General features: G+C 74.4%; 15 protein-coding genes and 2 pseudogenes. 11 read left to right on the top strand and 6 right to left on the bottom strand.

Annotated elements, in window-relative coordinates:
* Positions 1 to 14: 14 nt before the first annotated feature.
* The 3 genes from FHG89_RS02660 to FHG89_RS02670 all read left to right on the top strand — a co-directional run bounded on the left by FHG89_RS02660 (position 15) and on the right by FHG89_RS02670 (position 2,476).
* A complete protein-coding gene (locus FHG89_RS02660) occupies positions 15 to 851 on the top strand; it encodes a PHP domain-containing protein (protein ID WP_139582493.1) in 837 nt (278 codons plus the stop codon).
* Between the two features lie 41 nt (positions 852 to 892).
* Complete coding sequence (locus tag FHG89_RS02665) at positions 893 to 1,507, top strand: MarC family protein (protein ID WP_091394729.1); 615 nt, start codon at positions 893 to 895, stop codon at positions 1,505 to 1,507.
* A gap of 141 nt (positions 1,508 to 1,648) precedes the next feature.
* On the top strand, positions 1,649 to 2,476 hold the full coding sequence (locus FHG89_RS02670) for a RecB family exonuclease (RefSeq protein ID WP_425280147.1): 828 nt from the start codon (positions 1,649 to 1,651) through the stop codon (positions 2,474 to 2,476).
* A gap of 21 nt (positions 2,477 to 2,497) precedes the next feature.
* On the opposite strand, the gene FHG89_RS02675 is transcribed toward FHG89_RS02670, so the two are convergent.
* Together FHG89_RS02675 and FHG89_RS02680 are read right to left on the bottom strand one after the other, a co-directional pair.
* Positions 2,498 to 3,415 (bottom strand): oxygenase MpaB family protein, encoded by a 918-nt coding sequence (locus FHG89_RS02675; RefSeq protein WP_139582474.1) that lies wholly within the window; start codon positions 3,413 to 3,415, stop codon positions 2,498 to 2,500.
* 62 nt (positions 3,416 to 3,477) lie between these two features.
* Entirely contained in the window at positions 3,478 to 3,906 is a 429-nt protein-coding gene (locus FHG89_RS02680) for a Fur family transcriptional regulator (RefSeq protein WP_139582475.1), read from the bottom strand.
* 191 nt (positions 3,907 to 4,097) lie between these two features.
* Between FHG89_RS02680 and FHG89_RS02685 the strand changes: the two genes are divergently transcribed.
* Entirely contained in the window at positions 4,098 to 4,580 is a 483-nt protein-coding gene (locus tag FHG89_RS02685) for a DUF4175 domain-containing protein (RefSeq protein ID WP_139582477.1), read from the top strand.
* Between the two features lie 10 nt (positions 4,581 to 4,590).
* Here the strand turns inward: FHG89_RS02685 and FHG89_RS02690 are convergent, their stop codons facing one another.
* Positions 4,591 to 4,917 carry a hypothetical protein gene (locus tag FHG89_RS02690; protein ID WP_139582478.1) on the bottom strand — a complete coding sequence of 109 codons (327 nt, stop codon included), beginning with the start codon at positions 4,915 to 4,917 and terminating at the stop codon, positions 4,591 to 4,593.
* 84 nt (positions 4,918 to 5,001) lie between these two features.
* Between FHG89_RS02690 and FHG89_RS02695 the strand changes: the two genes are divergently transcribed.
* On the top strand, positions 5,002 to 5,184 hold the full coding sequence (locus tag FHG89_RS02695) for a hypothetical protein (protein ID WP_139582479.1): 183 nt from the start codon (positions 5,002 to 5,004) through the stop codon (positions 5,182 to 5,184).
* A 6-nt stretch (positions 5,185 to 5,190) separates the two neighbouring features.
* Here FHG89_RS02695 and FHG89_RS02700 read toward each other — a convergent pair whose 3' ends face one another.
* A complete protein-coding gene (locus FHG89_RS02700; protein ID WP_139582481.1) occupies positions 5,191 to 5,760 on the bottom strand; it encodes a flagellar biosynthesis protein FlgA in 570 nt (189 codons plus the stop codon).
* Positions 5,761 to 5,954: 194 nt separating this feature from the next.
* On the opposite strand from FHG89_RS02700, the gene FHG89_RS33485 reads away from it, so the two are divergent.
* Positions 5,955 to 6,164, top strand: coding sequence for a hypothetical protein (locus tag FHG89_RS33485; RefSeq protein ID WP_244295118.1), 210 nt, complete (start codon positions 5,955 to 5,957; stop codon positions 6,162 to 6,164).
* Between the two features lie 14 nt (positions 6,165 to 6,178).
* On the opposite strand, the pseudogene FHG89_RS33490 reads toward FHG89_RS33485, so the two are convergent.
* A pseudogene (locus FHG89_RS33490) lies at positions 6,179 to 6,385 on the bottom strand (FmdB family zinc ribbon protein); the annotation flags it as partial.
* On the bottom strand, positions 6,382 to 7,059 hold the full coding sequence (locus FHG89_RS02710; protein ID WP_139582484.1) for a 5-formyltetrahydrofolate cyclo-ligase: 678 nt from the start codon (positions 7,057 to 7,059) through the stop codon (positions 6,382 to 6,384). The gene FHG89_RS02710 and the pseudogene FHG89_RS33490, both read right to left, overlap by 4 nt.
* An 85-nt stretch (positions 7,060 to 7,144) precedes the next feature.
* On the opposite strand from FHG89_RS02710, the gene FHG89_RS02715 reads away from it, so the two are divergent.
* From FHG89_RS02715 to FHG89_RS02735, 5 genes and pseudogenes are all read left to right on the top strand, one after another.
* Positions 7,145 to 9,466, top strand: a complete 2,322-nt coding sequence (locus FHG89_RS02715) for a GGDEF domain-containing protein (RefSeq protein ID WP_208760838.1) — start codon at positions 7,145 to 7,147, stop codon at positions 9,464 to 9,466.
* Positions 9,467 to 9,475: 9 nt separating this feature from the next.
* Complete coding sequence (locus FHG89_RS02720; RefSeq protein ID WP_139582486.1) at positions 9,476 to 10,438, top strand: UTP--glucose-1-phosphate uridylyltransferase; 963 nt, start codon at positions 9,476 to 9,478, stop codon at positions 10,436 to 10,438.
* Complete coding sequence (locus FHG89_RS02725; protein ID WP_139582488.1) at positions 10,435 to 11,748, top strand: molybdopterin molybdotransferase MoeA; 1,314 nt, start codon at positions 10,435 to 10,437, stop codon at positions 11,746 to 11,748. Before FHG89_RS02720 ends, FHG89_RS02725 begins: the two co-directional genes overlap by 4 nt.
* 73 nt (positions 11,749 to 11,821) lie before the next feature.
* The gene (locus tag FHG89_RS02730) at positions 11,822 to 12,472 is read left to right on the top strand and encodes a GNAT family N-acetyltransferase (protein ID WP_139582490.1); all 651 of its coding nucleotides are present in this window, start codon (positions 11,822 to 11,824) and stop codon (positions 12,470 to 12,472) included.
* Between the two features lie 177 nt (positions 12,473 to 12,649).
* A pseudogene (locus FHG89_RS02735) lies at positions 12,650 to 12,942 on the top strand (divisome protein SepX/GlpR); the annotation flags it as partial.

Genomic DNA, 12,942 nt, shown 5'->3' on the forward strand with positions numbered 1-12,942 from the left:
CAGCACGGATCGACATGCACACCCACTCGACGGCCAGCGACGGCACGCTGAGCCCGGCCGAGCTGGTCCGGGCGGCCTCCCGAGCCGGGCTGGACGTCCTGGCGATCACCGACCACGACACCACCGCCGGCTGGGAGCCGGCGGTACGGGCGCTGCCACCGGGGCTGCGCCTGATCCGGGGAGCGGAGCTGTCCTGCCGCTGGTCCGGCACCGATCCGGCGGTGCCGCTGCACCTGCTGGCGTACCTGTTCGACCCGCACCATCCGGAACTCGTAGCCGAGCTGGCCCGGGTACGCGCGGCCCGCGAGGAGCGCGGCGAACGCATCGTCGCGCTGCTGCGCGCCGACGGCATCGACGTGAGCTGGCCGGACATCCTGGCCGGCGCGGGCGGTGGCACCGTAGGCCGACCGCACATCGCGCAGTCGTTGATCCGGGCGGGCCTGGTCGGCAGCACCGGGGAGGCGTTCGGTCCGGACTGGCTGGGCGAGCGGTACCGGCTGCCCAAGGAGGACATCGACGTGTTCCGGGCCGTCCGGCTGGTCCGGGCGGCCGGCGGGGTGCCGGTCTTCGCCCATCCCCGGGCCACCCGACGCGGCCGGGTGGTGCCCGACGAGCTGATCGCCGACCTGGCCGCGGCCGGGTTGGCCGGACTGGAAGCCGACCACGAGGACCACAGCCCGGCCGAGCAGGCGCACGTACGCGCCCTCGCCGCCGAGCTGGGCCTGCTGGTCACCGGCTCGTCCGACTTCCACGGCACCCACAAGACCGTCCGGCTCGGCGCCTTCACCACGGGCGTCGAGGCGTACGAGCGGATCGTCGATGCCGGGGTGACCGAGGTCGCTTCGGGCTGATCCGAGTATTTCGTCCACCGTGCCCCAGCTAGGTTGATCACGTGGATCTGAAGCTGTTCGGCGAGGTCTTCGTGACCCTGCTGGTGATCACCGACCCGCCGGGCATGATGCCGATCTTCCTGGCGCTGACCGGCCCGCTGCCGGCCCGGGATCGCAACCGCGCCGCCTGGCAGGCGGTCGCGCTGGCGCTCGGCGTCATCGTGATCTTCGCGGTGGCCGGCCAGACCCTGCTCGACTACCTGCACGTCGACCTGCCGGCGCTCCAGGCCGCCGGCGGACTGCTGCTCGTACTGGTCGCCCTGGAACTGCTGACCGGCAAGGCCGACGACCCGAGCCAGCAGGTCACCTCGAACATCGCGCTGGTGCCGCTGGGCACCCCGCTGCTCGCCGGCCCGGGCGCCATCGTGGCCACCATGCTCTTCGTCCAGCAGGCCGACGGGCTGGGCGAGTTCAGCGCGATCGCCGTGGCGATCCTCGCCGTGATGGTCGCCGTCTGGATCGTCCTGCGCTTCTCCGGCGGAATCGTGAAGATCCTCCGGCCCGGTGGCATCGAGGTGCTGACCCGGATCGCCGGGCTGCTGCTGGCCGCGATTGCCGTGCAGCTCATCGCGGACGCGGTGGCCGCCTTCGTCACGCAGTACGTGAACATGGCCTGACCCGGGGCACCCGCGCTGTCGGGGGTGGATGGCAGGATCGCAGGCGTGCGACGAGCCTCTCCAGCAGGACGACCCGCCGCCGGCGGCGGCCGGCCGCCTCACCAGCGCGCCGGTGCCCCCGAGCAGCTCGGCTTCGAGGGCATGCCGGAGCGGCTGTTCGTCTGCACCCCGAGCAAGCTCGGCGCGTACGCGGACTGCCCACGCCGCTACCGCTACTCGTACGTCGACAGGCCGACCCCGCCGAAGGGGCCGCCGTGGGCGCACAACTCCCTCGGCGCCAGCGTGCACACCGCCCTGAAGAACTGGTATGCGCTGCCCACCGAGCGGCGCCGGCCCGAGGTGCTGGCCACCCTGCTCAAGGGCACCTGGGTGCGCGAGGGCTACCGCGACGACGAGCAGGAGCGCGCCGCGTTCCGGCGGGCGTTGGGCTGGCTGGAGGCGTACGTCGAGACGCTGGATCCGGACACCGACCCGCTGGGTGTGGAGCGGGTGGTGGCGGTCAAGACGGCGGTGCTCGCCTTCAACGGTCGGGCCGACCGCATCGACTCCCGCCCCGGGCCGGACGGTCCTGAGCTGGTCATCGTCGACTACAAGACCGGCCGCACGGGGCTGGACACCGACGACGCCCGAGGCTCGCAGGCGCTGGCCCTCTACGCGTACGCGGCCGAGCGGGTGTTCCGCCGGCCGTGTCGCCGGGTGGAGCTGCACCACCTGCCGACCGGAACGGTCGCCGGTCACGCCCACACGGTCGAGTCGCTGGCCCGGCAGGTGACCCGGGCCGAGGAGACGGCCCGCGACATCATGGCCGCCGAACGGGCGGTGGCCGACGGCGGCGACGCGGATGAGGCGTTCCCGACGGCGCCCGGCCCGCGCTGCGGCTGGTGCGACTTCCGGCGGCACTGCCCGACCGGCTCCCAGGCTCCCGGCAAGGAGCCGTGGGCTGCCGTGGACCGTCCCGCCGACGGCTGACCGGGGCCGGCGCGGTCCGGGTCAGTCGGTCAGCAGCGCCGCGACGGCGTGCCGCCCGTCCTGCGTTGCCTGCCGTGTCGCTGCCTGCCGCACGGCGGCGTGCCGTTCGGCCCGCTGCTTCGCGGCCTGCGTCAACGGGCCCTCCAGGTAGCGGCGGGGCACCGCGGCGAGCGCGAGTCGCAGGGCGCGCACGCTCAGGTCCGCCGTCAGGGCGGTGGTGGGCAGCCCGAGCCCGCCGTACATCCGGCGGGCCCACGCCGGCAGCAGCCCGAGCGCGGTGCCGGCGATTCCCAGGTACGCCCAGCGCGGCGGGCCGAGGGTGAGCCCGAGGCGGGCCGGCAGGCTGAGCTTCCACGGCAGCGGCGGAGCGGTGAGGAACAGCGCCGTCTCGGCGGCCTCCCGGGTCATCCGCAGCTGCGGCCGTACGGCCCGGTAGTAGTCGTCCACCTCGGCGGCGGTGCCGGGGACGGTGGCCGGGTCCAGGCCGACGAGCGCGGCGGAGCGGCGCTGCTCGGTGTAGTAGCGGTCCACCTCGTCGTCGGTCAGCGACAGGCCGGCCCGCCGGGCGGTGTCGAGGAACGACTCGACCTCGGCGACGTGCACCCAGCGCAGCAGGTCGGGATCGTCGATCCGGAACTCCGCACCGGTGCGCGGATCGGTGGCCCGCAGGCGGGCGTGCAGCCGGCGCAGCCGGGCGCCGGCCGCCTCCGCCTCGGCGGTGGTGCCGTAGACGGTGGTCGCCACGAAGGTGGCGGTGCGGACCAGACGGCCCCAGGCATCGGTGCGGTAGTCGCTGTTCTGCGCCACGCCGGCCATTGCCCTGGGGTGCAACGCCTGCAGGTAGAGCGAGCGCAGGCCGGCGACGATCAGGATCGGCTCGTCGTGCACCTTCCACGTGACCGAACCCGGACCGAAGAGGCCGAGGTCATCGGAGTCCACCGCCCAAGAGTGCCACGCCCGTGCCGACCTCGCCGCTCGCCGACGGGTGCCAGGGCTGCCGGTCAGCGGTCGGCGGACCGACGGGACTGACAGCCCGGGCAGAGACCCCAGAACGTCACTTCCGCCTCGTCCACCTCGAACCCGTGTGAGATGTTCGGCTCCAGGCAGGGGGCACCGCCGACCGCGCAGTCGATGTCGGCGATCTCGCCACAGCCCCGGCAGACCACGTGGTGGTGGTTGTCGCCGACCCGCGCCTCGTACCGGGCGGGACTGCCGGCGGGTTCGATACGGCGGGACAACCCGGCCCGGGACAGCGCGCCGAGCACGTCGTACACCGCCTGGGTGGAGACCGAGTCGAGGCGTTCACGGACCCGCCGGGTGATCTCGTCGACCTCCAGATGGCCACCACCGGCCAGTACGTCGAGCACCGCGAGGCGCGGTCGGGTGACCCGCAGCCCTCTCGATCGCAGCAGCTCCTCGGCACCGGACATGCGCCAATGACAGCACGGACGACAAGCATCGACAACCGGCGTGTCGCCGGGGTGGCCACGGACACAGCCGGCCCGCCGAACCGGTCGATGAACCCGAACGCGCCGCGGCGCGTGTGTGAGTTCGAGAGCTCTGAGGCGGCCGGCCGACCGTAGGCTGGCGGTCCTGCGACCGTGATCCACGTGGAGGTTCGATGTTCGAGGAGATCCTGGGTCTACCGGTCCACGTGCTGGTGATCCACGCGGTGGTCCTGTTCGTGCCGCTGCTGGCGGCGCTGGCCATCGCGTACGTGGGTCTGCCCCGGTGGCGACACCGGCTGGACTGGGCGCTGGGTCTCCTGGCCGTGGCCGCCCCGGTGACCACCTTCGTGGCCGTCGAGTCGGGTGAGGCGTTCACCGACGCGCTTGTCGCCAGGGGTTTCCAGGGGCCGATCCTCGACCAGATCTTCGAGCACTCCCGGTACGGCGACATCCTGTTCCGGATCGTGGTGCCGCTCGGGATCGTGGCGATCCTGCTGCTGGTGGCGACAAGCGGGCATCCTCGGGTGCCGCGGTTGCCGGCGTTGGTGACCCCGGTGCTGGCGGTGGCCGTCGTCGCGCTCTCCATCGCCTCGCTGGTCTACGTCTACCTGACCGGTCACTCCGGCGCCGAGGCGGTGTGGGGCACCACCCTCTGACCCGTCGCGGTCAGAAGATGATCCGCGAGCAGAGCAGGCAGACCAGCACCACCAGCACCACCCCGGCCGCCGCGCCGAAGCCGTAGGTGACCCGTTGCGAACGCTGTTCGGCCGCGTCCAGGGCGGCCATGTCCTGCGCGGGCAGCCGGCGGGGCGCTGTCGGCTCCAGGTGGACCGGCGGACGCCAGCCGGCCGGCGGTGGCGTGCTCGGCGGAGGGCCCGCGTACCCGCTGGTCGGTGTGGGGGCCGGCCCGGCGGGCTCCGCGGCGTCGCCGTCGCCGGGCCCGGGCCGCCGCCAGTAGTCGTCCGGGGTGCTGGCACCGCTGGGGGTCGTCACGCCGTCCGACGCTACCAATCAGGTCGTCCGCCCGGCCGCTTCTGGCCGGCGCGGCCACCGTCGGCTGCGCTAGTCTTGCCGCTCGTGAGCACCGAGGACCCCGGCACGCGGGGAGCGCGCGGCGACGACGACCGCACCGTCGACCTGAGCGACGACTTCGTGGTGCTGCCCGAGCAGACGTCCGACGACACCGATCACGGTTGGGGTGAGCGGGCCGACGGCAACGACGACTGGCTGCTGTCCCAACGCCCCCCGCACTGGGACTGACCCGCGCTAGCCGCGGACGACGATGGCGAAGCGGCTGCCCTCGGGTAGCCCGACGGCCCGTTGTGCCTGATCGGGGCGGAGCGCCAGGTAGAGCGCCGACGACCCGTCGGTCGCGCCGCCGCCCAGCACGTCCAGCACCAGCGCTCCGGCGGCGAGCAGGGTCGCCTCGGCGCCCGCCCCACCGGGGGGCGCCGCGAGCAGGTCGACCCGGGCGCCGGGGCGGACCACCGCCAGCGCGGCGGGCTCGGCCAACCGGACCGGCACCCCGACCGACCCGCTGGGCAGCGGCAGTGGCCGAGGGCTGGACGACGGCCCGGTCCCGTCGCCCGCCTCGGTGGGGTCCGTGCCGGGCACGGGCAACTGCCCGTCCGTTGCCGCCGGTGCGCGGTCCGGGCCCGCCGACGTCGGGAACGGCGTGCTGCCGGCGGACGGAGGGCAGCCGGTCGGGGTGTTCAGGACGGCGGCGGCCAGGCCGAGCAGTGCGGCGACCAGGCCGAACCGCAGCAGGGTGCGCCCGCCGGGCAGGGCGGGTCGGCGAAGCGGCCGCAACGCCCGCGTCGAGTCCGGATCGACCATCGCCCCGCCGCCTCCCGTCGGGGCGCCGCGGCGACGCCCGTGGACGGCAGGTTAGGCCGGTCGAGGACCGGTCGGTCGGCCATCCGGGCGTGCCTGTGGACAACCGGCCGGCCTGTGGACAACCGCCCAGCGGGAGGCTCGACCTGCTATGCGGCCACTGTCGGTCGACCCGGAGGTGTCCGCCGGGTCAGGACGTGGAGCTGGCCGCCGGCGCCTTGCCGCCGCTCGACCCGCCGGACGACGAGGACGACCCGCCGGACGAGGAGGACGACGACGACCCGGACGTCGAGGACGAGGAGGACGAGCCGGAATCCCCACCCGAGGACGACTCGGACTTGGCCGGCTTGCTGGCCGTGCCGCCGGCCGTGGTCTCGGACCCGGAGGCGCGCGAGTCGGTGCGGTAGAAGCCGGAGCCCTTGAAGACGATGCCGACCGAGTTGAAGACCTTGCGCAGCCGCCCCTGACACGCCGGGCACTCGGACAACGGCTCGTCAGAGAAGGACTGCACCGCCTCGAGCTGGTGACCGCACGCGGTGCAGGCGTACTGGTACGTGGGCACGTTCTCCTCCGGATCTGGGCTCGGCCAGTTGGCACTCGACGTATTCGAGTGCCAATGGTGCGTCATTCGCCCCGGGTTCGTCCAGCGGACGTGTGGGGCGCGACACCACGCGCCGAACCCGGGCCGGCGTCAAGGGTACGCATCCCGTCGGTGGGGGTGAGCACCGCGCGGACCGGACGGTCGTGTGGTTCGGCGGGCAGCGCCTCGACCAGCTCCCCGTCGTGCAGCGGCACCACTGTCAGCGTCGCCGCCGGCACCCGGGCCAGCGCGCGGTCGTACGAGCCGCCGCCGCGGCCCAGCCGCCGGCCGTGCCTGTCGACGGCGAGCGCCGGTACGACCACCAGGTCGGCGTCGGCCACCGCGCCCACCCCGAGCCGGGGCCCGTCCGGCTCCCGCATACCCCGACCGGCGGCGATGAGACCCTCCGGTCCGGTGTACGCGGCCCAGTCCAGATCCAGGTCGGCCAGGAGCACCGGCAGCAGCAACTCGGCGTCGGTCGGCAGCGCCGCGCGCAGCACCGCCGGCAGGTCGGGGCCGCCCGGCTCGGAGCCGACCGGCACGTACGCCGTCACCCGGCGGGGACGCAGCCGGCGTACCAGCGCGACCAGCTCGGCCTGGACGCGCCCGGCGGCTGCGGCCCGGGCCGGCGCGGACAGCGCCCGGCGGCGGGCGAGCAGCTCGGCGCGGGCGTCCCGCTTCGCCACCCGGGTCACTTCCGCTTCATAAGAAAAATCCGGCACGCAACACTCCTGACGCAACGCCTCCACCACGGTCGCTCTGTGTCAGCATCGCAAGCAACGGAGGCGGAACTTCCGGGGGGACCGAGTGACGCTACGCGGGCGGTTGACGGCAGCCTTCCTCGTGGTGGTGCTCGGCCCCGTCCTGCTCGGCGCGCTCTTCGTCGCGTCCACCGCCACCGCCGTGGACCGCAGCCGCTCCACCGAACGTCTCGCCGTGGCGGCGTCCACCGTGCGCACCTCCGTCGACGCGCTCTGCCAGCAACTGCGGGCCACCGCCGACGCGGTGGCCCTCAACGGCGACCCGTCCGCCGCCGCCAACCAACTGGTCAGCCGGGGCCTGGCCGCCGCCGTACTGATCACCGACGTGACCGGCCAGGTCACGTACGCCTCGGCCGGCGCACCGTCGACCCCCTGGCGGGACTGCTCCGGCACCGGCGAGAAGCAGCCCGGGCCGGTCCACGCGCTGGCCGCCCGGGTGGACCTGCGCGACCGGGCCGGCGCCCTGCTCGGCACGGTGGCCGCCGCGCAACTCGTCGACCCGGCGTTCGTGACCCGGCTCGCGGCGGTCACCGGCGTGGCGGTCACCCTGCTCGGCGGCGCCGGCAGCGACCGGGTCACCCACACCACCGAGTCCCGGGACGTCCGCGACGCGGTGCTCGCCGCCGCCGGCGCCGTCGACAGCGAGCGGGTCACCGAGACCACCGATGGCCGGTACGTGCGCAGGATCGGCCCGTCCAGCGGGCAGCCGCTGCCGCTGGTCCTGTCCGTGCCGAGTGAACGACCGCCCGGGCTGCACGTCACGCTGCTCGGCGCGGTCGTGCTGGCCGGCCTGCTCGCCGTGCTGACCGCCTGGCGGCTGGCCCGGGTGACCACCCGACCGCTTGTGGAGCTGGCCAGCGCCGTCGACCGGGTGGCGTACGGCGACCTGACCGCCCGGGTGCCGGTGCGCAGCCGCGACGAACTGGGCCGGCTGGCCGCCGCGTTCAACCGGATGACCCGGGAGACCGGGTCGTACGTCGCGGCGCTCACCAGCAGCCGTGATCAGTTGCGCGGTCATCTCGCGGTGCTCGGCGACACCCTGGCCAGCACGCACGACCTGCAACGCATCCTGCGGGTGATCCTGCACAGCGCCATCGCCGCCACCGGCGCCCGGGCCGGCGCGGTGCTGCTCGTCGAGGCCGGCGGCATGCTCGCCGCGCAGTGCAGCGAAGGGCTGGACGGGCGCTGGCCGGAGTGCGACCCGGACGAGCCGCAGACGCTGCGGGTGCCGGTGGGCGTCGGCGTGGTCGGCGCGGTGGCCGCCACCGGCGAGCCGCAGCGGGGGCGGATGGAGCCGACCGAGGTGCCCGCCGGTGAGCCGCGCTGCCGCACGTACGTCGCCGTGCCGTTCGCCACCCCGGGCGGGCCCGCCGTGCCGGCCAGCACCTCCGGCGCCGACGAGGCCGGTACGCCGGCGGCGGCGCTCGGCGTCCTGGCCCTCTACGACCGGGTGGGCGCGGACGAGTTCGACGACGACGACCTGGTCACCCTGCGCACCTTCGCCGGACACGCCGCCGTTGCCGTGGAGAACGTCCGGGTGCACGAGGAGGCCCAGCGGCTGTCCCTCACCGACCCGCTCACCGGCCTGTGGAACTACCGCTACCTGCGCGAGTCGATCCGGCGAGAGGTGGAGCGGGCCAGTCGGTTCGGCCGGATGCTCAGCGTCCTCGCGTTGGACCTGGACCGGTTCAAGGACGTCAACGACACGTACGGGCACGCGGCGGGGGACACCGTGCTGGCCGAGTTCGCCCGGCGGGTACGCGGCGAGATCCGCGAGGTCGACCTGGCCTTCCGGCAGGGCGGCGAGGAATTCGTCCTGCTGTTGCCGGAGACCGACGCCCGGGGCGCGGCGATCGTGGCGGAGCGGCTGGGTGCCGCCGTGCGGGAGACACCCATCCCCGTCGAGGCGTACGCCGGGCCGGTCATGGTGACCGTGTCGGTGGGCATCGCCGTCTACCCGGACCACGGCAGCACCGGACGGGAGGTGCTGGAGGCTGCCGACGACGCGCTCTACGCCGCGAAGGCGGCCGGCCGGGACACCTACCGGGTGGCCGAGGTACGCCCCGACGTGCCGACCCGGGAGTTGCCGGTGCTGGCCGGCGCCCTCAGCCCACCGGACGGGCTGCCCCGCGCCGGCCGGCCCGTGCAGGCCCACCGGGAGCCGGGCGGCCACGCCCGGTCGGAGCCGGACGTGGGCGTACCCGAATCATCGCCGTCGGGGCCGGCGCACGCCCGGCCGGAGGTGGCCCACGACCCGGCGGCCGATGCCGCGGAGGGCACCCGGGCCGGTCCGGACGCCGCACGGCCGGGACCGGGCGGCGGCGCGTCTTCTGGGCCACACCCGCCGCGGCAGAGCCGTGGCCGATAGTCTCGCGGCATGTCGGAGCACTCAGCGAACCTCTCATCAACGGTCGCCGCAACCGGCCGTCCCCTGGCGGTCAAGGCCGTCATCCCGGCCGCCGGACTGGCCACCCGCTTCCTGCCGGCCACCAAGGCGGTGCCCAAGGAGCTGTTGCCGGTGGTGGACCGGCCGGTGCTGCAGTACATCGTCGAGGAGGCCACCCAGGCCGGCATCGGCGACGTGTTGTTGATCACCGGTCGGGGTAAGACGTCGATGGTGGACCACTTCGATCGCCGCCCCGACCTGGAGGCCAGGCTGGAGGAGAAGGGCGACGCCGAGCGGCTGGCCGCCGTGCGCCGGCCCAGTGAGCTGGCCGAGATCTACACCGTGCGGCAGCCGGAGCAGCTCGGGCTGGGCCACGCCGTCGGGTACGCCGAGTCCCACGTCGGCGACCAGCCCTTCGCGGTGCTGCTCGGCGACGAGTTCGTCAAGCTGTCCGAGCCGCTGCTGCCGGCGATGCTGGAGTTGCAGGCCCGCACCGGTGGTGTGGTGCTCGCCTTCTTCGAGGTCGACCCGGCCGACACCAAGCGGTACGGCATCGCCTCCGTGGAGCCCGCCGAGTCGGAGCTGACCGACATCGGCGAGGTCGTCAAGGTGACCGGGATGGTGGAGAAGCCGAAACCGGAGGACGCCCCGAGCAACCTCGCGGTGCTCGGCCGGTACGTGCTGCCGGGCAAGATCTTCGACGCGATCCGCCGGACCAAGCCGGGCAGCGGCGGCGAGATCCAGCTGACCGACGCCATGGAGCTGCTGCGCACCGAGGGCACACCGGTGCACGCGATCGTCTACCGGGGCACCCGCTACGACACCGGTATGCCGCTGGGCTACCTCCAGACGGTCGTGCAGATCGCCGCCGAACGCGACGACCTCGGCGCCGAGTTCCGCTCCTGGCTGGCCGAGTTCGTCAAGGCCGACGCGGCAGGCGGATCTGGTACATGACAGCGACGGCCGACGCCGAGGCGGCCGCGAACGAGTTGACGCCGCTCGCCGACTACCTGGGCAGCGTGCTGCGCAGGTTACGAGCGCTGCCGCCACTCGACCTCGACCTCACCCAGGCGCACGGCAATGTCCTCGCCGAGGACGTCGTCGCGCCGCACGCGTTCCCGGCCTTCGACCAGGCGGCCGTGGACGGGTACGCGGCCCGCTGGGAGGACATTTCCGGAGGGGGCCGGGGCCCGAGCTACGTCCCGGCCCCCTCCGGCACGCCCGGCGGCCGGACCATCCGGCTCAACGTGGTCGGCGACCTCGGCGCGGCGAGCTGGCGGCCGGTGCGGCTCACCCCGGGTTCGTGCTTCTCGGTGGCCGCCGGGGCGCCGCTGCCGGTCGCCGCCGACGTGGTGGTCCCGGTGGAGTGGACCGACCAGGGCATGGCCGCCGTGGAGATCTTCCGCACCCCCAAACGGGGGTACGGGGTACGCCGCGCTGGTGAGGAACTGCCCGCCGGCACCCTGCTCGCCCGCGCCGGCACGTACGTCTCCCCGGCCCTGGTCGCGGTGTTCGCCGCCACCGGCATCGGGCACGTGGTGGTCCGGCCCAGCCCACGGGTGGTCATCGTGGCCACCGGCGACGAACTCGTCGACGTGGGCCGGGGCAGCCAGCCCGGTCAGGTGGTGGACGCCAACTCGCACGCGCTGACCGCCGCCGCGGCCGAGGTGGGCGCACTGGCGTACCGGGTGGGCATCTGCGACGACGACCCGGAGGGGCTGCGCGGGCTGCTGGAGGACCAGACCCTGCGCGCCGACCTGATCATCACCACCGGCGGCACCGGCACCGGCCCCGGGGACATGGTGCGCCGCATCCTGTCCCGCCGCGAGGGCGGCCGTGCCGGCCCGGTCACCTTCACCGACGTGGCGCTCTACCCCGGCACGGCGCTCGGGTTCGGCACCGTCGGCGCCGAGGAGGTGCCGGTGGTCTGCCTGCCCGGCGACCCCGGCGCCGCGCTCATCGGCTTCGAGGTGCTGGCCCGCCCCGCCATCCAACTGCTCGCCGGCGCCGAACCGGTGTTCCGACCCAGCGTCCGGGCGCACCTGCTGGAGACCGTCTCGTCCCCCGGCGGGCTGCGGGAGTTCCGGCCCGCGCACGTCGCCGAGCGGCGCGGCGGCGGCTACACGGTGCAGCCGCTGCGCGGTGGGCCGTTCACCCTCTCCGGGCTCGCCGAGGCGAACGGTCTGCTGGTGCTCGGCGAACGGGTCACCACCGCCGCCGCCGGTTCCACAGTGGACGTCCTGCTGCTGGACCGCCGCCGGTGACGGCTCCGCGAGGTCACCGGCACATCGCGGGTCCACTTGCGCACGAACCGGTCCCGCGCGGGAGACTGTGCGGGTGAGTCTCTTCGGACCAGCCCGGGCGCCCGGTTGGCCGGCGGTGCTGGTCGACGGTCCGGTGCTGCTGCGGCCGTACCGGCGCTCGGACGCGGCGGCCTGGTCGGAGGTACGCCGGGCCAACCGGGCCTGGCTGGCACCCTGGGAGTCGTCGCTGCCGGGCAGCTGGGACGAGATGAACTCGCCTGCCGCGTTCCGCTGGGTGCACCGCGACCAGCGGCGTTCCGCCCGAGAGGGCGAGGGGATGCCGTTCGCGGTCTGCCTGCGCGAAGCCGACCGGGACCGGCTGGTCGGGCACCTCAACGTGGGCAGCATCGTGCGGCGGGCGTTCTGCTCCGGGTACGTCGGCTACTGGGTGGACGCCCGAGTCGCCGGCCAGGGAGTGATCCCGACCGCGCTCGCGCTCGCCGTCGACCACGCGTTCGGCCCGGGTGGGCTGCACCGGGTGGAGGTGAACATCCGTCCCGAGAACCGGCCGTCCCGTCGGGTGGTGGAGAAGCTCGGCTTCCGCGAGGAGTCGTACCACGTGCGCTACATGCACATCGACGGCGCCTGGCGGGACCACATCGGATACGCGATGACAAGTGAGGAGATCGCCGCCGAGGGCGGACTGCTGGCCCGCTGGCACCGGGTACGCGCCGCCGCACGGTGAGCCGTCCCACGGACGGGATCGGCGCGGCGCGGTGGCATGACGGTCGGTGCGCCGTAACCTCAAGTAACTGCAAGCTGTGGCAAGCGCTGCCCGTCCGGACGATCCACGCACCCGAGCGCGATTGGTGGAAGATCCTGCGGTCCGGCGGCGGTTGCTCCGAATTCGGTGACGGGAGGGGTGAGGGTGCCGACCTCGGTGCTCCTCGCCGTCCTCGCCGCCGCCGGCCTGCTCGCCCTGGCCCCGGCGCTGGTCCGCCGGTACGACGCCACCGAGCGGCTGGTGGCGGAGCGGGCGCAGTCGACGGCGCGGGTGCTCCAGCGCCGCCGACGGCGCCGCACTGTGCCGGGCCGGAAACCAGTCCAGCCGCCGCGCTCACTCGTCGTCACCCTCAGCGAGGATGCGGCTACGGGAACTCTGGTGGTGCCGGTCTCCGCGCCACCGGCAGCCCGCCGCTCCGGCCGGCTGCGCGC

The organism is Micromonospora orduensis (assembly GCF_006228125.1).
Classification (GTDB): domain Bacteria; phylum Actinomycetota; class Actinomycetes; order Mycobacteriales; family Micromonosporaceae; genus Micromonospora; species Micromonospora orduensis.

Excerpts from the sequence above, each read along its gene's own strand:
- FHG89_RS02700 (WP_139582481.1), bottom strand. The coding sequence starts at position 5,760 with ATGGTCGATCCGGACTCGACGCGGGCGTTGCGGCCGCTTCGCCGACCC.
- FHG89_RS02660 (WP_139582493.1), top strand. The coding sequence starts at position 15 with ATGCACACCCACTCGACGGCCAGCGACGGCACGCTGAGCCCGGCCGAG.
- FHG89_RS02725 (WP_139582488.1), top strand. The coding sequence starts at position 10,435 with ATGACAGCGACGGCCGACGCCGAGGCGGCCGCGAACGAGTTGACGCCG.
- FHG89_RS02680 (WP_139582475.1), bottom strand. The coding sequence starts at position 3,906 with ATGTCCGGTGCCGAGGAGCTGCTGCGATCGAGAGGGCTGCGGGTCACC.
- FHG89_RS02670 (WP_425280147.1), top strand. The coding sequence starts at position 1,649 with ATGCCGGAGCGGCTGTTCGTCTGCACCCCGAGCAAGCTCGGCGCGTAC.
- FHG89_RS02720 (WP_139582486.1), top strand. The coding sequence starts at position 9,476 with ATGTCGGAGCACTCAGCGAACCTCTCATCAACGGTCGCCGCAACCGGC.
- FHG89_RS02685 (WP_139582477.1), top strand. The coding sequence starts at position 4,098 with ATGTTCGAGGAGATCCTGGGTCTACCGGTCCACGTGCTGGTGATCCAC.